Below are 26982 nucleotides of genomic sequence, written 5' to 3' on the forward strand. Positions count from 1 at the left end.
AAAGAATGACAAGGATAGTTTAGATAATGATTTCTCGTTGGTTAGTGAGTAGCTTGGGTATTGTCGGTACTGTGGTCAGTTTTCAACTGTTTTCCGCTACTGCAGCACAGGTTGATTCATCAGAACATGTTGAACTTAAAGAAGCTCATAAAAGGCCAACCGTTGCTGTCGTTCTTGCTGGTGGTGGGGCAAAAGGTGCAGCTCACATCGGTGTGCTTAAAGCCCTAGAAGAGATGCAAATTCCGGTTGATTACATTACCGGTACCAGCATGGGCGCATACGTTGGTGGTCTTTATGCGACAGGGATGAGCGCCGATGAGATCGAGAGCTTTATTTATACGGTTGATTGGAATCGTGGTTATCGCGATCGCGTTAACCGTAGTGATCGCCGTGTGCGAGACAAAGAATATGAAGACCGTTATCAACTGAATACCGATCTCGGTTTAGGTTGGGGCGAAATCAAAGCCAGAAAAGGTGTGGTTCAAGGTCAGAATATGTTGCGTATTCTGCGCGAGACCACTGGTAATTTATCTCCCCTCGATTCTTTCGACAGCCTCGCTATTCCATATCGCTCTGTCGCAACCGATATTATCGACCTTGAAGAAGTCGTGATCGACCATGGTCACCTTGTTGATGCGATGATGGCGAGTATGTCAGTACCTGGAGCACTTCCTCCTTATGAAGTTGATGGGCGAATGTTGGTCGATGGTGGTGTCACCAATAACATGCCTGTTGATGTTGCTAGAGCGATGGGTGCTGACATAGTTATTGCGATTGATATCAGTACTAACTACAAAAGCAAAGAAGACTTCACTAACTTTTTAGCCGCAGCAGACCAACTCTCTAATTACCTTGTTCAACGCAGCACTCAAGAGCAAGCCGCGACGTTAACAGACGATGATTTTTTCCTACGTCCTGATGTTGGGCAAATGGAGACCACCGAGTTCGATAAAATGCCGACGGCTTATCATGCTGGATACGAAGCAACAAGGCAGTATACGGATCAGCTTTCTAAGTTGGCGCTCTCTAACGCAGACTATCAAAAGTATATCGATCAGAAACAGCAAGCTCGAAAGCAGCTAAAACATGGCGACCAGACTGTCGTTGATAGAGTTGTTATTAACAACAACACCCACTATTCAGATAAGTTGATCGAAAATCGTTTAAACCTCGATTCTGGTCAGGTTATTAAAACCAGTGAAATCGAATCTAAAGTGAAAGATCTTTATGCCTTAGATCGGTTCGAGTTGGTTACTTATGAATTTGAAAATGTTGATGGTGAGGATCAACTGCTGGTCGATGTGAACGAAAAATCTTGGGGTCCAAACTACCTCAATTTTCGATTCTTTCTTGAAGATGATTTCTCTACAACCAGCCAGTACTCGCTCGGTGTCTCTGCCAACTTTACCGATATTAATAAGCATGGTGCAGAGCTAAGAACTAATATCGAGATGGGAACGGACAAACGCATTGAGGCGGAACTCTTCTCACCATTCTTTTCGAGTCAAAAGTTGTTCACATCTGTGTCTATTGCTTACAGCAACCAGAATCGAAACCTGCCAGCAGGAATCGGCGAGATTGGAGAACCTACACTGGATGCAACCAAAGACTACTTACCAATGTCTTATCAAGAGTATCTGAGTGAATTTGCATTGGGCTATCAACCGACATTGTGGCAAGAGCTGAAATTTGGTGCACGTTATACCGATGGCAGTATTGAGGTGGCATCATTACCTTCACTAGGAAGTGGTGGCTATAAACGTATTGGTGCCTTTGCCAGTTATAGATTGGATACTTTGGATAACTTCAGTCTTCCTACCGAAGGTTATTTTGTCGATTTAGAATACCTTATCTCTCATGACGATTTTGAGAATGAGAGCTCTAATGGTGGTTCAGATTTCTCTTCTGAGAGTGATACAGTCTTTGAACTTTCGGCCAATTTTATGGCAGCACAAAGCATTGAAAAGCATACTTTAGTCGCAAAGGTTGATTACGGCATCGTAGAAAGTAAAAACTCAGTCTTTCCGATTGATCCGAAAGAGTTAGGAGGGTTCCTCAATCTATCCGGTATTCCAAGAAATAGTTTGATCGGTCAGAACTTAGCTTACACCAGTTTGATCTACCGTTATAAGTGGTTTGAAAATGACTTCGGCCTCTTTGAATCACTGTTCTACGTGGGTGCCTCTATTGAACATGGTGGTGTTTGGTCGAACAATGACTTAAAACTGGATGAAGCTCCAATGTATACAGCAGGCTCTGTTTTTGCGGGTGTCGACTCACCCATCGGGCCGATCATATTAGCTTATGGTCGAACCGAAGATAACTTTGATTCGGTGTATCTGATTGTCGGTACTTCCTACAAATAATCATGCGTAGAGTCACCGTTTAACTGTGTAAATAGGCAAAAATAGTGGGACTTTCGTCTTAACTTGCTATGTTGGTCAAAATGATAAGATTTTAATTTAACGTTAAATTTGCTATTCTACCGCCCACAGTTTGGCCTCTATGATGCCGCTCATCAATACAAATTGAATGACAAAAATGGCAATGGAGAGCCAAGTTTCCAAGGATGTTCGCTTCTTTATTTTACTAATAATTATGAAGGTAAGAAGTGAACCGCAATGAGAGGAAAAAAGTCGTGCTTGAAGCCTACCGTAAACACGTCGAAGAACGTGCTGCCGAGGGAGTTGTCCCAAGACCACTAGATGCTGAGCAAGTCGCTGGCCTAGTTGAACTTCTAAAGAATCCACCTCAAGGTGAAGAAGAAATCATTCTTGACCTACTAGAAAATCGCATTCCACCGGGTGTAGATGAAGCTGCTTACGTAAAAGCTGGCTTCCTTACGGCTATCACCAAAGGTGAAGTAGCTTCTCCACTAGTAAGCAAAGCAAAAGCTGCACAACTGCTTGGTACTATGCAAGGTGGTTACAACATCGAGTCTCTAGTGTCTCTGTTAGACGATGCTGAGCTTGCTCCAATCGCAGTTAAAGCCCTGTCTCATACTCTACTGATGTTCGATGCGTTTTACGATGTAGAAGATAAAGCGAAAGCAGGTAATGCTTCAGCACAACAAGTACTTCAATCTTGGGCTGATGCTGAATGGTTTACAGCGAAAAACAAAGTAGCGGAAAAGATCACCGTTAAAGTATTTAAAGTTACCGGTGAAACTAACACTGATGACTTATCACCAGCGCCTGATGCATGGTCACGTCCTGATATCCCAGTGCACGCGAAAGCGATGCTGAAGATGGAACGTGATGGCATTACTCCTGATGAACAGGGTAGCGTTGGTCCAATCAATCAAATTGAAGAAATGCAAAAAGACGGCATTCCACTGGCTTACGTTGGTGATGTTGTTGGTACAGGTTCTTCACGTAAATCGGCAACAAACTCTGTACTTTGGTTCATGGGTGAAGATATCCCATTCGTACCAAACAAGCGTACTGGCGGTGTTTGTCTGGGTGGTAAAATTGCACCAATCTTCTACAACACAATGGAAGATTCAGGCGCACTACCCATTGAACTGAACGTACAAGACATGAACATGGGCGATGTCATTGATATCTACCCGTACGAAGGTGTTGTTCAGAAGAACGGTTCTGTGATTTCAAACTTTGAGCTAAGCAAAGTACTTCTTGATGAAGTGCGTGCTGGTGGCCGTATTCCACTGATCATTGGTCGTGGCCTAACGGGTCGTGCTCGTGATGCTCTAGGCCTAGCTGAAACCGATCTGTTTGCTAAACCAATCGATCCTTCTGCTTCTGATAAAGGCTACACATTAGCTCAGAAGATGGTAGGTAAAGCGTGTGGCGTTGAAGGTGTGCGTGCGGGTCAGTACTGCGAACCTAAAATGACGACAGTGGGTTCTCAAGATACTACGGGTCCTATGACGCGTGATGAGCTGAAAGATCTGGCTTGCCTTGGTTTCTCTGCGGATCTTGTGATGCAGTCTTTCTGTCACACATCTGCATACCCGAAACCAGTTGATGTAAACACTCACCATACACTGCCTGATTTCATCATGAACCGTGCAGGTGTTTCACTTCGTCCGGGTGATGGTGTTATCCACTCATGGTTAAACCGTATGCTTCTTCCTGATACTGTAGGTACAGGTGGTGACTCGCATACTCGTTTCCCTCTAGGTATTTCATTCCCTGCGGGTTCTGGCTTAGTAGCATTTGCTGCAGCAACAGGTGTTATGCCTCTTGATATGCCTGAATCAATCTTGGTTCGCTTTAAAGGTGAAATGCAGCCAGGTATCACGCTACGTGACCTAGTACATGCAATTCCGCTTTACGGTATCAAGCAAGGTCTACTAACGGTAGAGAAAGCAGGAAAGATCAATGAGTTCTCTGGTCGTGTACTAGAAATCGAAGGTGTTGAGCACCTATCTGTTGAGCAAGCATTTGAACTTTCAGATGCATCAGCAGAGCGTTCTGCGGCAGGTTGTACGGTTAAGCTATCTCAAGAGTCTATCGATGAGTACCTGAACTCGAATATCGTTATGCTTAAGTGGATGATCGCTGAAGGTTACGGTGATGTTCGTACGATTGAGCGTCGTATTACCGCAATGGAAGAGTGGTTAGCGAACCCTGAGTTGCTATCTGCTGATTCAGATGCGGAATACGCACACGTTATCGAGATTGATCTTGCTGACATCGATCAACCAATCCTATGTGCACCAAACGATCCAGATGATGCTCGTCTTCTTTCTGACGTTCAAGGCACTGAGATTCAAGAAGTGTTCATCGGTTCTTGTATGACCAACATCGGTCACTTCCGTGCTGCAGGTAAGATGCTAGAAGAGTTTAATGGCTCTTTAAATACTCGCCTATGGGTTGCTCCGCCAACTAAGATGGATAAAGACCAACTGACAGAAGAAGGCTACTACGGCATCTTCGGTCGTGCTGGGGTTCGTATTGAAACTCCGGGTTGTTCATTATGTATGGGTAACCAAGCTCGTGTTGCTGATGCTTCGACGGTTATGTCTACGTCTACTCGTAACTTCCCGAACCGTTTAGGTAATGGTGCGAACGTTTATCTAGCTTCTGCTGAACTTTCTGCTGTTGGTGCGATTCTTGGTCGTATCCCAACTAAAGAAGAGTACTTAGCGTACGCTGAGAAGATCAATGCAACCGCTGCTGATACATACCGTTACCTGAATTTCCATAAAATGGGTCAGTACACGGACAAAGCAGACACGGTTATCTTCCAAGAGCCAGCATAAGCGGTTAATGGAGTGCGATAAAGTGCTTACTGCGTTGCAGTAAAATACTCGCTGCTAATACAACGCCTTCTCTTTGTGAGAAGGCGTTTTTGTTTCTGCGTTCTAATAGTTCGTTTGATGTTGAATGAATCAAGCTCGATCTCCAATAGACTTCGCTATATACTCTCGCCTCATTTTTTACCCTATCTGTCATTAGTGCGCGGAGCCTTTATGGAATTTGAATTTACACGAAACACTTTAATGGGCGAGTACTATGTAAAGTGCAGCATGGGTCATGAAATTGTTGGCCGCTGGCTTCAAGAAGAGATCGGGAAAGATAAGCAGAAACTGGATCATGTGATGGCGTTGATTGAGCAATCTCGACAAGATCTGAGCAATGAAGTGACGCTACTAGGCAAAGAGATCAGCCTAGCGATCAACGAAGACGACGTAACGATTCAAGAAAATGTGCTAGGGCACGAACAAGAGATGGAAGAGGGCAGTGAGTTCGATTTCTATAATTGTGAAAGCGAAGCAAGCTGTGGAATTGACGATTTCGAGTTGCTCATCGAACGTTGGATTGATTTTTTAGGTTACTAGTTGCTAATGATTTTGCATCGTGAAAGTTTCGTTGCCCAAAACTAGAGCAACGACAGTGCAACGCATTAAGATAATGAAAAGGCCGCACCACATTGGTGCGGCCTTTTTCGTTTCTAAAACGGTATTGTTTCTATTTTATTTAAAATCAACAAGTTAAATTTCTGGCACGCTACTTGGATTGTAATAAGAGTATTAACGGATTAAGTGAAGAATTTAAGGAAAGAATATGAAATTAATAAATGCCATTGTAAAGCCATTCAAATTAGACGATGTACGCGAAGCGCTCTCTGATGTGGGTATTGAAGGTATGACGGTTTCTGAAGTGAAAGGCTTTGGTCGTCAGAAGGGGCACACTGAATTGTATCGTGGTGCAGAGTACCAGGTGGACTTCCTACCCAAGGTAAAGCTAGAGATTGCAACCCAAGCTGAAAATGTTGACCGAGTTGTTGAAGCGATTAGCCAAGCGGCGCACACCGGAAAAATCGGCGATGGCAAAATTTTTGTGTATGACCTAAGCCAAGCCGTACGAATTCGTACTGGTGAAATGGATGCTGAAGCACTTTAAAGAATTACAAGGACTGGAGACTTTAATATGGAACTTACAACAACAGTAACGGAACTACGTTACGCACTAGACACTTTTTTCTTCCTCATCTCAGGTGCGTTGGTCATGTGGATGGCTGCAGGCTTCGCAATGCTTGAAGCTGGTCTAGTTCGTTCGAAGAACACCACCGAAATTTTAACTAAGAACATTTGTTTGTACGCGATTGCTTGTACGACTTTCTTAGTCGTTGGTTACAACATTATGTATGTCGATAACGGCGAAGGTGGCTGGTTACCGTCATTTGGTACTCTGATTGGTACTCAAGGCGAAGGTGCAGACCACTCATTAGAATCAGACTTCTTCTTCCAAGTCGTTTTCGTTGCAACAGCAATGTCTGTGGTATCTGGCGCGGTTGCTGAGCGAATGAAACTTTGGTCATTCCTTATCTTCTCTGTCGTGCTAACAGCATTCATCTACCCAATGGAAGGTTACTGGACTTGGGGCGGTGGTTTTCTATCAGAAGCCGGTTTCAGTGACTTTGCTGGTTCAGGTATCGTACATATGGCTGGTGCTTCAGCAGCCTTAGCGGGTGTGCTTCTGCTGGGGGCCCGTAAAGGTAAATATGGTAAGAACGGTGAGATCTACCCGATTCCTGGTTCAAACATGCCACTGGCAACGCTAGGTACATTTATCCTTTGGTTTGGTTGGTTCGGTTTCAACGGTGGTTCTCAACTTATGGTTTCTGACTTTGAGAACGCGACAGCGGTTGGCCAAATCTTCCTTAACACCAACGCAGCAGCAGCAGCAGGTGCTATCGCAGCACTACTAGTATGTAAAACGACTTGGGGTAAAGCTGACCTAACAATGATTCTTAACGGCGCGTTAGCTGGCCTAGTAGCAATCACTGCAGATCCTTTATCACCATCACCTTTATTTGCTGTAGCGATTGGTTCGGTATCTGGTGCATTGGTTGTATTCAGCATCATCGCTCTAGACAAAGCTAAGATTGATGATCCAGTAGGTGCTATATCGGTACACGGTGTGTGTGGTTTCTTCGGTCTAATGGCTGTGCCACTAAGCAATGCTGATGCAACGTTTGGTGCTCAACTATTGGGTGCAGCAGTAATCTTTGCATGGGTATTCGGTGCTAGCCTAGCGGTATGGGCAGTGCTTAAAGCAACAATCGGTATCCGAGTAACTGAAGATGAAGAACTTGAAGGTATGGACATGCACGATTGTGGTGTCGGCGCCTATCCAGAGTTTGTGTCTGTAAAATAGAACATTATGTATTAATCCATAATTTACAAATATTTACATATTACCCACTTGAAACCTGCTCTCATGAGCAGGTTTTTTTGTGCTCTATCATTGAAATTAATATTTTAATAAATATAATAACGCAACTGATATAGATTATCATTTCGATATAAAGGACTTTACCAATGAAAAAATTGCTAACTCTTTCAGCTCTAGCATGTAGCGCAATCGCACCAACGGCTGCAATCGCTGCTGAAGAAGTAAACGTATACTCTTACCGTCAACCTTTCCTTGTTGAACCTATGTTTGATGAGTTCACAAAAGAGACAGGCATCGAGGTGAATGTTAAGTTTGCTAAGAAAGGTTTAGCAGAGAAGCTAGCTCAAGAGGGCGAATACAGCCCAGCTGATGTGGTATTAACTGTTGATATCAGCCGTCTATCTGAGCTAACTGAAAAAGGTTTAGTTCAAGCTGTAGAAAGTGATGTTCTAGAAAAGAATATCCCAGCTCAGTACCAAGACACAGCTAACGAGTGGTTCGCTCTAACAACTCGTACACGTAGCGTTTACTCTTCTCGTGACCGTGTTGGTCGTCTAGGTGAAGATTTCACTTACGCTGATCTAGCTAAGCCAGAATTCAAAGGTAAAATCTGTACACGTAGTGGTAAGCACCCATACAACGTTTCTCTAGTATCTTCGATGATTGCTCACAAAGGTGAAGCTGAAACGAAAGAATGGCTAGAAGGCGTAAAAGCAAACCTAGCACGTAAGCCTCAAGGTAATGACCGTGCACAAGTTAAAGCGATCAAAGAAGGTCTATGTGACGTTTCTCTTGGTAATAGCTACTACCTAGGTAAGATGGTTAACGATAAAGAGCAAAAAGCTTGGGCTGACGCTGTTTCCCTTAACTTCCCTAACCAAGAGACAACAGGTACTCACGTAAATATCTCTGGTATGGCAATGGCTAAATTCTCTCCAAATAAAGAGAACGCGGTTAAGCTAATGGAATTCCTATCTGGTGACGTGGCGCAAGGCATGTACGCAGAAGTGAACTACGAATACCCAGTTAAAGCTGATGTTAAACCTTCAGAGCTTGTTGCTTCTTGGGGTGAATTCAAAGCTGATACAATTTCTCTAGACCAGATTGCTGACCACCACGCAGCTGCAATCAAGCTACTAGACGAAGTTAAGTTCGATCTATAATTTTTTACTGTAGGCTTCGGCCCAAGTAAAATGACAGCCTCAAGTCGCCATTTCGGTAACTTGGGGTTGTTTTGTTTTGGAAAATCACTTTTTGATACAAAGCTCCCCGTTAATCCCCAGAGTTATGAGCATCTCACCTTGAAGTCATTACAGTATATGGGTATAAATAACCCCCCATTAAAAGGATATGAGATGTATTTGCAAATGCATTTGTGTTTCATTAAGCCTCGTTGTAGTTAGGCGATGAAAGAAAAGAATTATTTATGGAACACCAGTAGCTGCATCATTGCTGTATTGCTGGTTTTACCGATTTTAGCGATTTTTACGACTGCTGTTGGAGAAACTGATGAGCTATTTTCTCATCTTATGTCCACAGTAATGCCCACCTATACTTATAATACGGTGGTTTTAGTCATAGGAACCTTATTCCTGTCTTTGGCTTTTGGTATTCCGTCAGCTTGGATTATGGCAATGTGCCGTGTTCCAGGAGAACGCGTTTTACAGTGGGCGTTAGTGCTGCCATTAGCAATGCCAGGCTATATTGTCGGGTATATCTTTACCGATTGGTTCGACTTTGCTGGTCCGGTTCAAATTCTGCTACGAGATTTAACAGGCTGGGGGCCCGGAGAGTACTGGTTCCCAGACATTAGAACCTTGTTCGGAGCTATTATTGTTCTGTCACTTGTTCTCTACCCCTATGTTTATTTGCTATGCCGCGCGGCTTTTATGGAGCAAAATGTCTCCTTATTGCAATCCGCTCGGTTGTTAAAGTGTTCACCTTGGGAAAGCTTTCGTCGTATTTCCTTGCCGCTTGTTCGTCCATCAATGGCGGTCGGTCTATCACTGGTTGCAATGGAAACCATTGGTGACTTTGGTACCGTAAGTTACTTTGCTGTCAATACCTTAACGACTGCGGTTTACGATACTTGGTTAGGTTACTCAAGCTTAACGGCTGCTGCGAAAATATCGGCGATTATGCTGATTATTGTGATCCTACTATTGAGTTCAGAGCGATACAGCCGTCGCAAACAGAAATTATTCCAGAATCAATTCAGTAGTCGTGAAGATTTTCGTTACGACCTTTCCGGTTGGAAGAAGTGGTTAGCATTGTTTTGGTGTTGGGGGTTGGTGTGTGTCGCATTCTTATTCCCTCTTGCCCAGTTAATGATTTATGCCTACAAATATTTTGCTCAAAGCTGGACCCCTGAATTTAGAGAGTATGCCGTTAATAGCCTTTATGTTTCGGTAGTTGCTGCAATTATTGGTGTCGTTATTGCTTTGATTGTGAACTTCAATCAACGTGTTAGCCCAAGTAAGAAAAATCAGGCTTATATGCGTATCGCTTCTATGGGCTATGCCGTTCCAGGCACCGTGTTAGCCATTGGTGTGATGGTCCCAGTTTTGTTTATGGATCATTTAGTCAACGACATTGCAAAAGTGATGGAATGGACAGGACCAGGTTTGATCTTCTCTGGTTCTATGTTTGCACTTATCTTTGCCATGGTCGTGCGTTTTTCAGCGGTTGCAATTGGCAGCATTGAAAGTAGCTTGAGTAAAGTTTCTCCTTCATTGGATATGGCATCTAAAACAATGGGCTGCAATACCAACCAGATGTTACGTCGTGTTCATTTACCTTTGATTAAACGAGGCGCATTGATCGCCGGATTATTGGTGTTTATCGAATCAATGAAAGAGTTAAATGCGGCACTACTGCTACGCCCTTTCAATTTCGAAACATTGGCGACTTATGTTTATAACTATGCCTCAGATGAGCACCTAGAGTTGGCGGCGATGCCTGCTGTATTATTGGTGTTAGTGGGTTTAATTCCTCTGATTATCGTAAACCGTTCCTTGGAGCAGAAACACTAATGAGTTGTGCATTATCAATTAAAGATCTGACTTGTAAGTACGAGTCCCAAACTATTTTGGAATCTCTTTCTTTAGAAGTTGAGCATGGTGAAATTGTTTGTCTGCTTGGTGCCAGTGGTTGTGGTAAGACTACGCTGCTTAAAGCGATTGCCGGTTTGCTTCCATTGAGTAGTGGTGTCATGAGCTTGAACTGTCAAACCATCGACGATGGAGACAACTGGTTACCACCTGAGCAGAGAAACATCGGAATGATCTTTCAAGATTACGCCCTGTTTCCGCACTTGACGGTAAACCAGAATATCTGCTTTGGCCTCAAAGGTCTTTCTGAACAGCAAAAGAAAGAGAAAGTTCAAGAGATGTTGGAGCTAGTTCACTTAGATGAATTCGGTGACCGATACCCACATCAACTTTCTGGTGGTCAACAGCAGCGCGTAGCGATTGCTCGTTCTTTAGCGTACAAGCCGGACTTATTGTTATTGGATGAACCCTTCTCAAATATTGATACTCAAGTTCGCCATGAGTTGATCTCTCAGATTCGTAAAATATTTAAAAAGCAGGGTGTTACTGCTATTTTTGTAACGCACAGCCGTGAAGAAGCATTCGCTTTTTCAGATAAAATGGCGGTAATGAACCATGGTGTGATTGAGCAATATGGTTCTGCATCTGAGTTGTACTTCCACCCATCGAGTAAGTTTGTTGCTGATTTCTTAGGTGGTGGTAGCTACTTGAATGCAAAGCGTATTTCAGATAATGAATTTGAAACGAGCTTGGGTCTGATAGAAGCGAAAGCACAAACTCAGATCGAAGTGGGAGCGGAATGTGCGTTGTTACTAAGACCACAGCATATAGTGGCGAGTCATGATGTCGACAGTAACCTGTCAGTGTTGGAACAACAATTTATGGGCGACCACTGTCGCTATGTGATTGAAGCTAACGGTCAGAAACTGTTAGCAACGTCTTCTGAGGCTCTAGGTGTTGGTATGCCAGTCACCGTCAAAGTAGATACCAAAGGTGTGTTGGCGTTTTAATGATACGCAGTAAGTATCGTTCTGCCGAAAAGTAAAATGCATTCGTAAAAAAGCCCAGCACTTTGATACAGAGTACTGGGCAAGAGTTCTTCACCTATAGGCTTTAACAAGGCAGTGGTTTGTTAAGTCCCATTCAAAACTGCTGCACTCTATAAGTCTATAGAGAGAGGAAGTCTTTCACTTTTTGAAGAACACGTTCTGCAGTGTCTTTATCTTCCATTTCTGCGAAGATTCGTAGTAACGGCTCTGTTCCTGAGAAACGAGCGATCACCCAGCCGCCATTCTTGAAGTACACCTTGGCACCATCTTCATAGCTAACTTTTTCAATTTCGTATTCAAATTCAGGCAGTTGTTTCTCTACGTAAATCTTGGTGTAGAGCGCTTCTTTCTCTGAAGGCTTAAACTGGCAATCTCCTTCTGCCGTGTAGGCATAGCCATACTTAGAGTAGATTTCATCAAGTAACTCAGATAATTTTTTACCTGTTACACTGATCATCTCAACCAGTAAGCTTGAAGCAAATACGCCATCCTTACCTTTGATATGACCTCGAATGGTTAAACCTCCCGAACTTTCACCACCAATCAGTGAATCATCTGCTTCCATTTGCGAGCTAATATGTTTAAAGCCTACCGGAACCTCAAAGCTCTTCTCGCCGTGATCCGCCGCCACTTTGTCGAGTAGGTGTGTGGTTGCGATGTTACGAACGACAGAGCCCTTCCAGCCTTTGTATTCCAGCAAGTAGTAGTAAAGTAGGAGTAGTACTTCGTTAGGATGAATGAAGTGACCTTTCTCATCGATGATCCCCAAACGGTCTGCATCGCCATCAGTACCAATACCAATGTCATAGCCTTCTGCAGCAACTAAGTGCTTCAAGCGATAGAGCGTTGCAGCGTTTGGCGACGGCATTAAGCCACCAAAATCTGGGTTTTTGCCATCGTTGATGACGTCGACATCACAGCGACCGTTGATAAGAACCGTTTGCAGAGCGTTTTTCGCCACACCAAACATTGGGTCGATCAGTACGCGTAGGTTCGCTTTCTTGATCGATTCAATATCGATGGCATTAATGATGGAATCAACAAAGGCGTTCATCGGGTTGATGATTTCGATCTCTTTGTCATTCAACGCTTGTTCGAAATCGACACGAATAACATCTTCGTTGGTTAGGGTTGCGATTTGCTGTTCGATCTTCTCTGTGATGATCTCATCGGCATCGCGGCCGCCTTCAATGAACACCTTAATACCATTGTAATCAGCGGGGTTGTGAGAAGCGGTAATACATGCCGAGTAGGTGCAGCCCATCTCTTTCGCTTGGAACATCACGATAGGTGTTGGAACGAACTTATCAATGAAGCTTACTTTGATGTTGTTCGCCGCAAGTACTTCTGCAAACCAGCATGCCGCTTTATCTGAAAGGAAGCGACGGTCATAGCCGATAACGAAGCCATTCTTGGCTGCATCTTCATTATTGATGATGTTAGCGAGCGCTTGCGCTACAAGGCGAACATTGTCTCTGGTGAACTCTTCACCAATGAAAGCGCGCCAGCCACCTGTACCAAATTTAATCATTAGAAAATCCTTTTAGTCTCATTGCCTCAAGTCGATAAAGACTTGAGGCAAGAGCTGTTCGTTAAATTAAGTGACTAGCCTAGAACAACGACAACGTCGTTCACGCTGCCTTCTGCTTGTACTGGGATTGCACCTTCAACTGACTCACCGTTGATAGTGATAGAGGTAACCCCTTTGCTTACTGCATTCGGGTTTTGCACTGTGATGTTGTAAGTCGCACCACGCCATTGACGAGTTACCTCGAACTCTGGCCAGTCAGTCGGGATACAAGGATCAATCGTTAAGCCTTCAAAGCCTGTGCGAACACCAAGAATGAAGTTGGTTACCGCAAAGTAAGCCCAACCCGACGTACCTGTTAACCAAGGGTGGTTTGCACGGCCGTGGTCTTGGTGGTCTTTACCCATGATGAACTGCACGTACGAGTAGGGTTCTGCATAACGCGTTTCAATCATGTCGTTTTGGTTGTACGGGTTCAGTGCGTCGTAGAACTTCATAGCACGGTCACCACGACCTAGCTTCGCTTCTGCTACCCAAGCCCATGGGTTCGGGTGAGAGAAGATTGCGCCATTCTCTTTTACGCCTTGATAAACGCGAGTCACAAAGCCGATATCATCGTTTGGTGTTGCGAATGAAGGAGAATTTAGGTGCAAGCCGTATTCAGAGAATAGGTTCTCATCAACAGCGTTCATCGCTTTCTCGCCACGCTCTTGAGAAACCGCGCCAGATAGAACCGCTAGCGTGTTCGACTCTAGGTGTACACGACCTTCAGCTTGTTGAGCGGTACCGATCTTGTCGCCATTTTTTGTTAGACCACGGATGTACCAGCCACCTTCGTCATCCCATAGGTGTGTTTCACAGGCTTCACGTACGTTCGCGGCCATTTCTGTGTATTTAGTAACGTCAGCATCGTTATTACGGAACTTAGCCAGGTCTAGGAATTCTTGTAGAGCCCAGAAGTGCAGGAATGAAACCATTGAAGATTCACCACCACCAAGGTTCAAACAGTCATTCCAGTCTGCACGAAGGCCCTTACAGATACCTGTTTGCCCCACGTATTCTGCAGAAAAGTTCAGTGCCGCTTTCATGTGTTCGTAAACTGTCGCTTCGCCACCGTCTGCGTATGGAATTACTTCATCAAAGAAGTCGTGTTCACCTGTTTCCATTACATATTTGATGATGGTTGGAACGATCCATAAGTGATCATCAGAACAGGTGTCTTCAATGCCGTGGATCTTATCGTCGTCTGAAGGCGTTGGAACAACCGTTGGTGATTTCGATGGCTCAACGTCTGCTTTCTCTGGATCAAACCAGTCTGGATCGAATAGGTGTAGACCGTAGCCGGCTTTCACTTGGCCACGAAGCAGGTCGATAATACGTTTCTTGGTCATTTGTGGGTTGGCATGAGGTACTGAGATGGCGTCTTGCGCAGTATCACGGTAGCCAAGGCCAGTACGGCCACCAACTTCAATGAATGAAGCAAAGCGAGACCAAACCACACAGGTTTCCGCTTGATATAGCGTCCACGTGTTGATCATGGTGTCTAAGCCTTCGTTTGGCGACTTAACTTGGAATTTGTTGCAACGCTCGTCCCAGTGATCTTTGATACCTTGGAAAGCGGCATCGACGTTTGCTGTATCTTGGTATTTCTCACGTAGGCGTTCACCGTTGCCTTTACCGATACCGAGTACATAAGCAAAGCGAACTTCTTCACCCGGTTGAATCGTAAATTGCTTGTGCAGAGAACCACAGTGGTTGTAACAGGTTTGAGCGCTGTTAGAACACTTACCGTTTTCAACCGCAATTGGATTTGCTTCATCACGGTACATGCCTAGGAAGTTGTCACGTTGGCCATCGTAGCTGTCTGGTGAGAAAGTTGAAGCTAGGTAGTAGAAGCCTTCAAAGTCGTTAGTGTTGTAGTACAGGTCGTACTTCAGAACACCTTCTTGGTAAGACGTGCCTGCAGAGTACAGAGACATCTGATGGTTCTGGTTATCAGATTGGATGTGGCTGAAAGAGAACTCAACAAATGAGAAAGTGCTGATGGTTCTTGGCTTGTCAGTGTTGTTCTTCAGCACGACGTCCCAAACTTCTGCATCTTCACCCTTAGGAACGAATAGCGTTTTAGTTGCGGTAATACCGCTGTATTCACACTTGAACTTAGAGTATGACAGGCCATGGCGTACTTCGTAGTTCGCTTCATCTAGGCTCTTTGCCACAGGCTGCCAAGAGATAGACCAGTAATCGCCCGTCTCATCATCACGCAGGTAAACATAGTGTCCTGGACGGTCGAAGGTGCCGTTTGGACGGAATTTAGTAACACGGTTGTATTCCGGAGAATTGTAGAACGAGTAACCGCCCGCATTGTGCGAAATTACGGTACAAAACTTTTCAGTACCTAGGTAATTGGTCCAAGGTGCTGGTACATCAGGGCGAGTGATGACGTATTCGCGATTGTCGTTATCGAAATAGCCGTATTTCATTGTCATTTCCTTTTTAACAAACTGCATCTATGCAGCTAATTTTTAAATAGTGATGCTGAGTCGAATCTGACTGAGCACCTTAATCAGGGGAAGCAAGTACTCGACTTGAGTGTGCTTTGGTTTCGTTTTATTGAGCTTTCCAAGGGTTGCGATAATCAACATTGAGTCTGTCGAGTAATGGCAGGTGGCCCTTTAGGCGAGATAGGTAATCTAGCCAGTTTCGGTTGTTTTTATGTGTCCAACATCCTTCAGCTAAAGCGCTAATTCTTGGAAATACCATGTAATCCATGCGCTTTTGATTGGTAACGATCTCACACCATAGAGCACTCTGAATTCCGCGGATCCGCTTACGAATTGGATCGGTGTCGGATATCTCAGCGAGGGCTTCGTAGGTATAAGCTTGTTCTAAGGGGATAACGGCAGCCCAATCTACGCCCGGTTCTTCCGGTGCATAATCTTGGGTCATGTCGAGATAGGTAAACTGTGCTGGTTGCAGCACCACATCAAAGCCTTGGCGAGCACAATTGATAGCGGCTTCTTCACTGAGCCATGAATAGATGATGGTCTCTTTGCTCACCTTGTCGCCGTGCTGTGCTTCTTCCCAGCCCACCATGCGCTTACCAAGTTGTTTGAGTTTGTTCTCGGCATAGCGGAATAGGTGGCCTTGTAGGTCTTTGCTGTCTTGATACTGGTGCTCTTTCATCAGTGCTTGAGCGGCAGGGCTGTTGGTCCACACGCCCGGTGGTACTTCATCTGCGCCCATGTGAATCAATTCGCTAGGGAAAAGTTCTGCGACTTCTTCAATCACAGCATCTAGGAACTGATAAGTACCTGGCAAGCCTGGATTTAGTACATTGTCGTTGTAGTGCTGAATACTCTTGTATTGAGTAGTGTCGGCTTGCTCTACCAGCATGTCAGGCAGCGACTTTATTGCGGCGCGACAGTGTCCTGGGATATCGATCTCTGGGATCACCGTGATGCTGCGTTGCTCTGCGTATTCAATGACTTCACGAATCTGTTGCTGCGTGTAGAAGCCGCCATAGTTATCCGCAAGGTGGGTGTATTGCGGTTCTAATGCATGATCAGGACCGCGCCAAGCGCCGATTTCAGTCAGCTGAGGCAGGCTCTTAATCTCAATTCTCCAACCTTCATCGTCAGTTAGGTGCCAATGAAATACGTTGAACTTGTAGTGCGCCAGTTGATTGATTAAACGCTTCACTTGCTCTACTGAGTGGAAGTGACGCGCGCAGTCCAACATCATGCCTCGGTACTTAAAGCGAGGGTGATCGGCGATTTTGCAGCATGGAATAGAAAAATTTTCGGCATCCAGTTGTTGAATCAATTGAATCAGACTTGCCACGGCGTGTGTAAACCCAGACTGGCTACCTGATTCAACAATTATTTGTTGTTCAGTAATGCGGAGTTTGTATTCTGCTTCGTCTAATGTTGGATTGCTGCGAAATAGAATGTCGCCGCTTTCGTCTTTTGAAAGTTCAGTTGGAAGCTCATTCGAAATCGACAGTTCAAAGGTAGAAAGTAATTCTTGCTGCAACCAAGAGACGGCTTTATCTGCAAGGTGAGATTGAACCTCAATCTTGCATCCACAGCTTAGCGCGAAACTACCTTGCTTGAGTTCGATCTGATTTGGTTGAGGAATCAATGCTATCTCAGAAGCGTTAACTTCAGGTATTTGATTGCGTTCACGGTATGGCGAAGCCAGTACTATGGGTGATATCGCGACAGGCAGTACCGATGTTTCTCCATCATGATGTGACTGGATAAAGGCATCGTTAAGGCCATCAGAATAGAAGCGGAATGGGGCGCTTTGAATACTGAATTCAAGGTAGTAATGGTTGTTGGCCTTTAATACTGAAGAACTTGGTTTGAACGAGCAAAAGCTGCCAACTTGAGTCAGCTCTCCTTGCGATAAACTCTCTGGAAGGATGAAACGATCAAATGCAAAGTGCAGAGACCAATCTTTTACGTCGAGGTCACTTAAGTTATGTACCGTAAGGCCAAATCGGCAGTTATTTTTTTGTTCAGAAAGAACAGCTAAGTCGATGCGATAATTCATATAACTTCCCTGCTAAGCCTGTTGATACAAGTTGTGTTGTGACTTGCCGGCAAACATCAATGCGCCTTCGATAGCGTCAAATTGAGGTTTAACGATCCATTGTTGTACTGGTGGTGATAGCCAGTTGAGAATACGCTCAGCGATACTTCCCATTAAGCACACCTTGTCAGCGCCTTTTCGATGCAGCGCTAATACAAACATTTCGATATCGGCTGCAGTCTGCTTAAGCATCTCTATAGCCAGTTCATCGCCTTCATTTGCCAGTTGAAAAATGACGGGTGAGAATTGACCGTAATCCTTTGGAATCGCGCCTTTTGACCATGCCACGATCGCATCAACATCATTATTGAAATGATTCATAACATGTTGAGTCAGTGGGGTTTTGTTACGAATGCCATCTTCAGCGAGTAGAACTTGCTGAATTAAACGAAGGCCCATCACTGCGCCGCCGCCTTGGTCAGAAATTGGAAATTCACGACCACCAACCACGTGTTGTTCGCCGTTGTTTAGGTAGATACCACATGAACCTGTACCACCAATCATGATCGCGCCGTCTTGGCCATTATGTGCACCAATACATGCACCATAGGCGTCTGTATTGAGTGTCATACTTGCGAAAGGGTGTGCTTGTGCCATGAAGTCGAGCCATGCTGACTTCTGTTCAGCACCAGCTAGCGCCAAACCAACATGCATATTAGAAAAATCGTTAGAGTTGAGTTGCCCTTGTTGTGCGGCTTTAGTAATCGCATCAACAATTGAACTCATTGCAACATCGACACCCAAAAGGATGTTGGCACTGCCACTTTTCGCTTCACCAATGAGTTTGCCTTGGTCATCACGAATGCGAGCACGGCAAGATGTACCGCCACCATCAATACCTACGTAGTAAAGCGTCATGATTATTGCTCCTTACTTTGTGCTAGGAAGTTGAATTGCGCAGCCGTTGCTAGCAAATACCACGCTCCATGAGGGATCCATTGTTCACCCCATCGCCAGTTTTGAAGCATGTCGCCTTTCTGTGCTGGTGGGTTGAATGCGATGTCTTGTTCGTCTTCGAACCCTGCCGTAATGCCATTGCAGATCCCGCCCTTGGCATTGAAAAAACCAAGCTGTGGTAGGTAGTCTGGGTTGTTATGACCGTGGCCATCAAGCATGCACATGTGGTAAGGATTCAATCCTAAAATCCAATCAAGGCTGTTTTGTGACAGTTGGATTAAGCGCTTTTGAAGATCGGCATTTTGAATGTGTGGTTGAACTAAGTACGCCATGGTCGCAATTGAGCCAAGACGCGCGTTTTCGCCTTGCCACCAGTAGCCAGTTTCGTTTTGTTGAGCGACGAAGAAGGCATCACGTTTATCACCATCGACAGATTTTACGTATTGTCTTGGGTAGCCAAATGGGTTGATGACTTTGTCGGTAATGTTGATTTCGAACTGACAAGCTTGCTCAACAACCACACGTGCTTGTTCTTTCAACTCAGTGTCAGTTTCATTATCGATGTACTCGCACAGAGCAATTACAGGAAGGCCAGCTTCAGCTGCATGGAAATAGGGGCGAGAGCCATCAGCATTAGCTGACCAAAAGTGCTTAACTGAATCATCAGATTGCTGACGTGCGATCAAGCGACTAGCCCAAGTTCTTGCTTCTAATAGGTATTGATCGTCCTCTGTTACTCGGTACAGTTCATTGGCAGCGAGTAGGGCACAATATTCATCGATGATGTTTTCTTCGCCATCGTTTAGGTACTGCAGGTTATGTTCTTTTAGGTGCCAATAACCGCTAACGGCAGTTTCAAGATAAGTTTGGCTCGAGTAACTGCCCGAGGTTTCAAGTTCAGATGCAGCAGCTAATGCGGCGATAGCAACACCTGCACCTTGTCGGTAGCCCGCTTGCAAGTCCGTTGATTTGTTACCTTCTTGAGTGGCGTATGCGCAGATGTCACGTTGATTGATGTCTTTACTCCACTTGTCGAATACCGTCATGTAAAAGTATCCGTCAGCGTCTTGCATACGCACTAAGAAATCGGCACCGAATAGGGCTTCTTCCACTAAACGAGTCATAGAGAATTTAGGAAAGTCTGAGTTATTGCTAGTCAAGCGCACGCTTTTTAGCATGTTCCAAACGACCATTGGAATTTGTTGTGGGTTAAGGTAGTTACCATAAGATAGGTGGCTAAAATACTTACTTACATCACCTGATGCGTCATACCATCCACCGTGGACATCGACGTATCTGTCAGTGCCCATAATTTGTGCTTGTCGATCTTTTTTGTCGAAACTACCGCCACAGCGTTGTGACTTAAAGTAATGAAGCACATCAGAAAATGTGTGGTTCATTAATAGGTTGCTACCAATCTCAAATACTTCAGAGCGCAGATTGTCAAAGCGTAGGTAGTAGCGACCAGATCCAGTGACTGAACTGAAATCGATAGTGAAGAATTGCCCTTGATGCCAATTTGCTACGCGGCCTTGTTTAACCACATCAAAACTTCCGACAGTGATATGGTTGTCGGCACACACCAAAAGTGCAGTCGTACTTGATAAGCGAGCTTTCTTCGTTTGCAGAATAGCCTGCTTTGGAGCCGTGGATTCGTAGCCAATATGGTTGGTCAATAACAGCATCAATATTCTCCGACAGTCCTAGTTTCTACTGGCTAGGTACTTGAATGTTTTGGATATAAAATGTTTTGGATATAAATAGTTAGGGCCCGCAGACCCTAACTTGGTTTTATTGCTTAGCTTTCGTGTAGGTAACAGCGCACAAAGTGGTTATCAGCTAACTGCGTAACCCCTGGTAACTGCTCTTTACACTTATCCATTGCGTGAGTGCAACGGCCTGCAAATGGGCAACCTGCTGATACTGGTGTCCAAAGAGGGATCTCACCTTTGTTGCCTGCGAGTTGTTCGTGGATCGATTTTTTAGGATCTGGAACCGCAGAAACAAGCAGTTGGGTGTAAGGATGCTGAGGGTTAGCAATCACATCATCGGTATCGCCCCATTCCACCATGTGTCCTACGTACATCACTGAAAGATCTTCAGCAATGTAACGAGCGGTTGCGATATCGTGAGTGATGTAAAGTAGAGACATTTGTTTCTCAAACTTCATTTCTTCCATCAGGTTCAAAACACCAGCACGAATCGATACATCAAGCATCGATGTTGGTTCATCGGCTAATACAACTTCTGCACCAACTGCAATGTTACGGGCTAGGTTGACACGTTGACGCTGACCACCAGAGAGTTGATGAGGGTACTTCTCTGCCGTTGCTTGTGGTGGCACTAAGCCAACTTGCTCTAGAAGATCGTACACACGTTCCTGTAACTCTTTCTTGTTGCCCGGAGATACTTTTTTGTGGATCAACAATGGTCGAGCTATGTGGTGAAAGATGTTATGTGTTGGGTTCAGAGAACCAAACGGGTCTTGCCATACCATCTGCACGCCTTCACGGTAGTGCATAAGATCTTTTCTGCTTGAGATCTCTTGGATATCACGACCTTTGTATTCGATCGTACCGCCCGAAGGTGCGTACATTTTTGCGATCATTTTTGCTGTTGTTGATTTGCCTGAACCTGACTCACCAACCACAGCTAGGCCTCGACTTTTATACATCTTGAATGATACGTCGTTAATCGCACGCATCATTGGGGTTTGAATTGTGGTACTGCTTATTGGGAAGTCTTTTACGACATTCTTGCCTTCTACCAATAATTGACCGAAATCTTTGCTCATAATTGTCTCCAGAATCCTTATTCGCTTTGCTTGCATTTCGGCGGTCGAGCCGCCTTATTCGTTATTCACGCTGAATTAGCGTGCAAGCTATAGCTTCCTTTGTACTATTGGGTCACCGTACAGGTGGCAGTTAGACAAATGTCCCGGGTCGATAGAACGCAGCTTGGTTGGCACCTTGGTACACGTTTCATGTACACGATCACAACGAGCTTGGAAACGACACCCTTCAGGGATCTCCAACAGGTTCAGAGGGTTACCCGGAATGCCTGCTAGTTTTGTCTTTGGCCCTGTTAGTGGAGGGAAAGAACTTCCCAGCCCTTTGGTATAAGGGTGGTAAGGGTTTTCTAGAATATCTTGAGCATTGGCAACCTCGATGAGCTCACCTGAGTACATGATGCCGATACGGTCAGAGAACTCGACCATCAATGACAAGTCATGGGTGATGAACAGAATCGAGAAGCCAAACTCTTCTTTTAGTGCATAGATCTTTTGTAGGATTTCGCGTTGAACAACCACATCAAGTGCGGTCGTTGGCTCATCCATAATGATCAGCTTTGGATTCAATGCTAAAGCGATAGCAATAACCAAGCGCTGACGCATGCCGCCAGAGAATTGGTGAGGGTAGTCACTCAATCGGCTCGGGTGAATATCTACGATTTCAAGTAGACCTTCAGCGCGTTGCTTAGCTTGCTCACGAGTCATGTTGGTGTGACGCATAATTACGTCACAGAACTGCTCTTCCATTGGTAATACGGGATTGAGTGCGTTCATCGCACTCTGGAATACCATCGACATCTCGCTCCAACGGAACGCTTGCATACGGTCATCACTGTATTCAAGGATGTTCTCACCATTGAAGATAACCTCACCACCACTGATGTAAGCGGGCGGCTTGTGCAGACGCATAAGAGAGAAAGCAACAGTTGATTTACCACAGCCAGATTCACCAGCTAGGCCGAATACTTCACCTGGAGCAATGTCGAAACTTACGTTGTTACACGCACGTACATCGCCAGACTCTGTGATGTAATCCACGCATAAATTACGGATAGAAATTAGTGGTTCAGACATGATTATTTATCTCCGCTCCAAAGTGCATTTTGTGGTGGTAGTTCAGGTTCACGTTCTTCTTTGTCTTGTGCTGCTAATTTCTTCCAACGCTTCATGCCTTTGTGAGAACGCAGTTGCGGGTTGGCAATTTCATCGACAGCGAAGTTAAGTAGAGCAAGACCAGTTACAAGTAGTGTCAATGCGATACAAGGAGCCAACAGTTCCCACCAAGCGCCAATCAGCATTGATGAAGAGGTTTGAACGTTGTAAAGCATGATGCCCCAGCTGATTGTGTTCGGGTCACCAAGACCTAGGAACGAAATCGTTGCTTCCATCATGATTGCGTACATCACCGAACCGATGAAGCTCGCGCCAACGATAGAGATAAGGTTTGGAAGAATCTCTACGAAGATAATACGGAATGAAGATTCACCCAGAACTTCAGCGGCTTTTACAAACTCTTTTTCACGCAGTGCTAAGGTCTGGGAACGAACAACACGCGCGCCCCAAGCCCAGGACATAAAGCCGATAACCAAGGTTATGGTGAGTGGCCCTGCCTCACCGATAAAGGCTGCAACTACGAACAGTAATGGATATTGAGGAATAACCAGCATGATGTTCATTGCGGCTGTCAGAACATCATCGACACGGCCGCCAAAGTAGCCAGCGGAAACACCGATAACCGTTGCTAGTAAACATACGGTAAGACCCGCACCAAAACCTACAGCAAGAGATACGCGTGCGCCGTATACCACTTGTGACCAAACGTCACGACCCATACGAGTTGTGCCCAGTACGTGGTCTGCCTTCTTAGACATTATCAACGTACGACGATCGTCTGCTAGGTTTTGAGCAACCCAGCCATCCGGGTTAGTTTGTGCAGACTTAACCACGAAGCCAGGGTATTCGTGTGGATTACCTGTACGTTTGTCTGGCACATGTTTTGTGATCAATGGAGCCGCAATAGCACCAAGAATAAAAATACTTAGGATGATGACGCCGGTTAAGGCCATCGGGTTACGCCAAATGAGTTTTAGAATATCTTTCATGATTATTTACCACCCTTACGAAGACGAGGGTCAAGAACAACGTAAAGCATGTCTGCAACTAGGTTAAAGAACAGCATGAATAGCGTCATGATAAGCAGTTGGCCTTGCAGTACTTGGTAATCACGAGCGTTAATTGCGTTGAAAAGTACGCTGCCAAGACCTGGGTAGTTAAAGATGATTTCGATAATTAACTGACCACCGATTGCCATACCTAGCGACATAGAAAGTGCTGTCACACTTGGTAGCATCGCGTTACGAGCTGCGTAATTGAATACCACTCGGTTTTCGCTAAGGCCTTTGCCTTTCGCCATGGTGATGTAATCTTCAGCTAGCAGGTTGATCATGTTGTTACGCATGTTTACTAGGAAGCCACCAATTTGAACAATAGATGCACATAGCAAAGGTAAGAAGGCGTGGTAAGCGACATCTTTAATGAATGCCCAACTTGTCCAGTCAGGTATCGTACCCGCGGTATAGGCGTAACCTGTTGGGAACCATTTCAAGCCGATTGCGAAGGTAAACAGCGCAATCATGGCAATAACAACTTGAGGAACGGCTTGTAGAATAAGCATCCCTGGAGTAACAAAAGCATCGTATTTGCTGCCACGTTTCCACGCTGCAAAAATACCTAGGATTGAACCAATAGAGAACGAAAGAATAACGGCAGTGCCTGCTAAGAATAGCGACCAACCGAATGCGCCACCTAACAGTGTATTTACTGAAAGTGGGTAGAATTGAATTGATGTACCAAGCTCCCAGCTTAGAATGTTCTTCATGTATGCGCCGTATTGAACCAGTAAGCCGCCATCAACGAAGCCTAATAGTTCTTTCATTGCCGCAATACGCTCAGGAGTAACTTGAACAGAAGCGTTCGCAAACATCATGGTAACTGGGTCACCAGGCATTGCTCTTGGAATAATAAAGTTTAACGTCGCTGCAACTAATAGCGCGACAAAATAAAATGACAAACGTCTTAAAAAATAACCCATAACTCACACCTTACTCACCCAGATTGTTTCCCTGTTTCTGGATTCAGGTCGCTCCTAGCGAAATTTGGAACGAAAAATCCCCTGACGACTAGCGCCATACTTTCAATTGATAGTGTGGGGATTTTTATAAGCGGCGTAAGAAGTTACGCCGCAAAGATTGAACGATTACTTATTTAACTGGTTTTAGGTCCAGTACATGAAGTAGACGCTCTGGAATACCAGCCCAAATGTTTGGACGGCCTTTTGGATTTTCTTCGTTCCACCAACCAGTGAATCGAGTTGTGTTGTATTGGTACATGTAAGCACCAGACATCACAGGGATTGTCACTTGGTCTGCAGCGATAATTTGCTGGATACCATGTGCAATATCTAGCTGTTCGTTCTTGTCAGCTGTTTTGTAGAAGCTGTTTAGAAGACCATCTAGCTTGTCATTTTTGTAGAAGTGCATAGCGAAACGAGGCATACCCTCACCAGATTGTAGTGATGAGTTGTAAGCACTGTTCCAGTACGTGTATGGATCCGCACCGTGGAAGTAGTTTGTGTATGCTACGTCGTATGTACCTTCAAGCATTGCTTGATTGTAAACAGAGAAGTCAGGTGTACGAGCTTTCGCTTTAATACCGATTTCGTTTAGTTGCTCTACCGCAAGTTGAACTGTGTTGTTGAAGTCAGTCCAGCCGTTTGGCGATTGAATCATTAGTTCGAAAGATTTGCCTGATGGAGTGTCAACAAAACCATCTTTGTTTACATCTTTGAAGCCAGCGTCAGCAAGAAGCTTCTTCGCGCCTTCAGCGTTGTAAGTGTTGAAGCCTTTGTATTTGTCGTGAGTTTTTTCATCAGACCAAGCTTCAAACGCGTAGCCAAGACCTGATGCGAAATCGTTCACAGTACCGCCACCGTAGAATGCGATGTCGATGATAGTTTGGCGGTCAAGAGCCATAGAGAAAGCACGACGGAATTCAACGTTGCTCAATGCTTCATGCTTCGCAGCATCAGGGTGTTTGAAGTTAACGATGAATGCTTGTGTACCTGCTGGCGGGTACCAGTAGTGGTGTTTAGGGCTTGCTGCAGCGTATGTACGATCGATATCTGGAACGAAAGAAGACGTCCAGTCCATTTCACTGTTTACAACTTTACCTAAGAACTGGTCGTTGTTCGCAATTTGTGGAACACGTAGACAGTCAACATCTAGGTTGTCTGCATCCCAGTAGTTCGGGTTTGCACACTGGATGTACAGTTGCGCTGTAAACGTATCGATTTCTGTAAATGGACCAGAACCTACAGGGTTCTCATTGGTAAACGTTGATGGATCTTTAACGTCTTTCCAGATGTGCTTAGGTACTACAGGTACTTTAGCAATCTCGTAAGGTACGTTTGAGTTTGCTTCTGTTAGTGTGAACTTAACTTGGTTGTCGTTCAGTTTTTCTACAGAAGTTACCCAAGAGTTGATACCAGATTGGTCAAGCTCTGGCTTCTCTTTTACAAGGTTGAAAGAAAAAACAACATCATCAGCAGAGAAAGTTTCTCCATCAGACCATTTAACACCCTTACGAATGTCGAAAACAACGCTCATCAGATCATCTGACATTTTGAAGTTTTCAGCTAGACGGAACACCGGAGTGTTACCGTGCATTTCGTTAAATACTACTAAAGGCTCGTACATGAAGTCAGTTGTAGTATGTAGGTTAGTAGCACCAAGGTACGGGTTAAAGTTACGTACGAATGTAGTGTACTCTTTCGGGTGAACGGTCAGTTCGCTGCGCTCTGCAGCGGTTGCTACTGATGCAAAACCTGTTGTAGCAGTTGCAATAATTGCTGTTGCTATTGCTGTTTTTTTTATATTGGCAAGCATAGCTGTTCCTTACTATTTGCTTTCATTTCACTAATGGATTGAATGTTATCTGTCGCTAATTAGTTAGTAGATACACACTCTAGTTAAAGGCCTACCTCTTCTTCGTTGCTCCAGATTCATCTTTGATTCTGAGAAGTGGTAAGAGTGGCCTGTAGGCCTTTGGCAGGAGTAAGAAAACACCTTATCGATGAATTAATCAAACTCGTTTCCCGTCAAAAACGTTAAAAACACACAGCCCCACGTCATTAACGTCAAAATAGCTTGCTTTGGTGGTTTTTTGTGCGCAATTGTTAAGGTGATGTGACTCGCATTTGGTTTTGTGGTAGTGAACCATTGTAAGTGGTCACTAACCTTTTTGGCTTTTAATTATAGGGGGTTATCTTGCTGTGATGTAATTGTAGATCTCGGTCACTTACCTATTTTACGTTAAATTTTTCTAGAAAATTAAATCTGCCGTTCTGTTGTGACTCGCTTCTCAAACT

At 44.7% G+C, this 26982-nt stretch carries 19 protein-coding genes; 8 read left to right on the top strand and 11 right to left on the bottom strand.

The features are described 5' to 3' along the window. The first annotated feature begins 26 nt into the window (after nucleotides 1-26). Nucleotides 27-2366 carry a patatin-like phospholipase family protein gene (locus ACED42_RS05435; protein WP_371701746.1) on the top strand — a complete coding sequence of 780 codons (2340 nt, stop codon included), beginning with the start codon at nucleotides 27-29 and terminating at the stop codon, nucleotides 2364-2366. A 272-nt stretch (nucleotides 2367-2638) separates the two neighbouring features. Next, complete coding sequence (gene acnB, locus ACED42_RS05440; RefSeq protein ID WP_135384174.1) at nucleotides 2639-5227, top strand: bifunctional aconitate hydratase 2/2-methylisocitrate dehydratase; 2589 nt, start codon at nucleotides 2639-2641, stop codon at nucleotides 5225-5227. A gap of 4 nt (nucleotides 5228-5231) precedes the next feature. On the opposite strand, the gene ACED42_RS05445 is transcribed toward acnB, so the two are convergent. Beyond that, nucleotides 5232-5360: a hypothetical protein gene (locus ACED42_RS05445; RefSeq protein ID WP_280136700.1), complete on the bottom strand. Its 129-nt coding sequence runs from the start codon at nucleotides 5358-5360 to the stop codon at nucleotides 5232-5234. Nucleotides 5361-5437: 77 nt separating this feature from the next. Between ACED42_RS05445 and ACED42_RS05450 the strand changes: the two genes are divergently transcribed. From ACED42_RS05450 to ACED42_RS05475, 6 genes are all read left to right on the top strand, one after another. Then, nucleotides 5438-5806, top strand: coding sequence for a YacL family protein (locus tag ACED42_RS05450; RefSeq protein ID WP_029223087.1), 369 nt, complete (start codon nucleotides 5438-5440; stop codon nucleotides 5804-5806). Nucleotides 5807-6032: 226 nt separating this feature from the next. Then, nucleotides 6033-6371, top strand: a complete 339-nt coding sequence (glnK, locus tag ACED42_RS05455; protein WP_004738200.1) for a P-II family nitrogen regulator — start codon at nucleotides 6033-6035, stop codon at nucleotides 6369-6371. 27 nt (nucleotides 6372-6398) lie between these two features. Beyond that, a complete protein-coding gene (locus ACED42_RS05460) occupies nucleotides 6399-7628 on the top strand; it encodes an ammonium transporter (protein ID WP_017097325.1) in 1230 nt (409 codons plus the stop codon). Between the two features lie 164 nt (nucleotides 7629-7792). After that, nucleotides 7793-8809, top strand: a complete 1017-nt coding sequence (locus tag ACED42_RS05465; RefSeq protein ID WP_371701748.1) for a Fe(3+) ABC transporter substrate-binding protein — start codon at nucleotides 7793-7795, stop codon at nucleotides 8807-8809. A gap of 243 nt (nucleotides 8810-9052) precedes the next feature. Next, nucleotides 9053-10678: an iron ABC transporter permease gene (locus ACED42_RS05470; protein ID WP_012604720.1), complete on the top strand. Its 1626-nt coding sequence runs from the start codon at nucleotides 9053-9055 to the stop codon at nucleotides 10676-10678. Continuing rightward, complete coding sequence (locus ACED42_RS05475; RefSeq protein ID WP_009847571.1) at nucleotides 10678-11706, top strand: ABC transporter ATP-binding protein; 1029 nt, start codon at nucleotides 10678-10680, stop codon at nucleotides 11704-11706. The genes ACED42_RS05470 and ACED42_RS05475 overlap by 1 nt, the downstream gene beginning before the upstream one ends. A gap of 157 nt (nucleotides 11707-11863) precedes the next feature. On the opposite strand, the gene ACED42_RS05480 is transcribed toward ACED42_RS05475, so the two are convergent. From ACED42_RS05480 to ACED42_RS05525, 10 genes are all read right to left on the bottom strand, one after another. Next, on the bottom strand, nucleotides 11864-13276 hold the full coding sequence (locus ACED42_RS05480; RefSeq protein WP_371701750.1) for a phosphoglucomutase/phosphomannomutase family protein: 1413 nt from the start codon (nucleotides 13274-13276) through the stop codon (nucleotides 11864-11866). Nucleotides 13277-13350: 74 nt separating this feature from the next. After that, the gene (locus tag ACED42_RS05485) at nucleotides 13351-15756 is read right to left on the bottom strand and encodes a GH36-type glycosyl hydrolase domain-containing protein (protein ID WP_371701752.1); all 2406 of its coding nucleotides are present in this window, start codon (nucleotides 15754-15756) and stop codon (nucleotides 13351-13353) included. A 127-nt stretch (nucleotides 15757-15883) separates the two neighbouring features. Beyond that, nucleotides 15884-17830 (bottom strand): beta-N-acetylhexosaminidase, encoded by a 1947-nt coding sequence (locus ACED42_RS05490; protein ID WP_371701754.1) that lies wholly within the window; start codon nucleotides 17828-17830, stop codon nucleotides 15884-15886. 12 nt (nucleotides 17831-17842) lie between these two features. Then, on the bottom strand, nucleotides 17843-18727 hold the full coding sequence (locus tag ACED42_RS05495) for an N-acetylglucosamine kinase (protein ID WP_017103857.1): 885 nt from the start codon (nucleotides 18725-18727) through the stop codon (nucleotides 17843-17845). Between the two features lie 2 nt (nucleotides 18728-18729). Continuing rightward, nucleotides 18730-20451, bottom strand: a complete 1722-nt coding sequence (locus tag ACED42_RS05500; protein WP_135382804.1) for a glycoside hydrolase family 9 protein — start codon at nucleotides 20449-20451, stop codon at nucleotides 18730-18732. Between the two features lie 113 nt (nucleotides 20452-20564). Next, on the bottom strand, nucleotides 20565-21560 hold the full coding sequence (locus ACED42_RS05505) for an ABC transporter ATP-binding protein (RefSeq protein ID WP_009847565.1): 996 nt from the start codon (nucleotides 21558-21560) through the stop codon (nucleotides 20565-20567). Between the two features lie 87 nt (nucleotides 21561-21647). Beyond that, on the bottom strand, nucleotides 21648-22631 hold the full coding sequence (locus tag ACED42_RS05510) for an ABC transporter ATP-binding protein (protein WP_009847564.1): 984 nt from the start codon (nucleotides 22629-22631) through the stop codon (nucleotides 21648-21650). 2 nt (nucleotides 22632-22633) lie between these two features. Continuing rightward, the gene (locus tag ACED42_RS05515; protein ID WP_009847563.1) at nucleotides 22634-23659 is read right to left on the bottom strand and encodes an ABC transporter permease; all 1026 of its coding nucleotides are present in this window, start codon (nucleotides 23657-23659) and stop codon (nucleotides 22634-22636) included. A 2-nt stretch (nucleotides 23660-23661) separates the two neighbouring features. Then, entirely contained in the window at nucleotides 23662-24648 is a 987-nt protein-coding gene (locus ACED42_RS05520) for an ABC transporter permease (RefSeq protein ID WP_009847562.1), read from the bottom strand. A 169-nt stretch (nucleotides 24649-24817) separates the two neighbouring features. Then, nucleotides 24818-26500 (bottom strand): ABC transporter substrate-binding protein, encoded by a 1683-nt coding sequence (locus ACED42_RS05525; RefSeq protein ID WP_122045989.1) that lies wholly within the window; start codon nucleotides 26498-26500, stop codon nucleotides 24818-24820. Nucleotides 26501-26982 lie beyond the last annotated feature (482 nt).

The organism is Vibrio sp. FF145 (genome assembly GCF_041439075.1).
Taxonomy (GTDB): Bacteria; Pseudomonadota; Gammaproteobacteria; order Enterobacterales; family Vibrionaceae; genus Vibrio; species Vibrio tasmaniensis_A.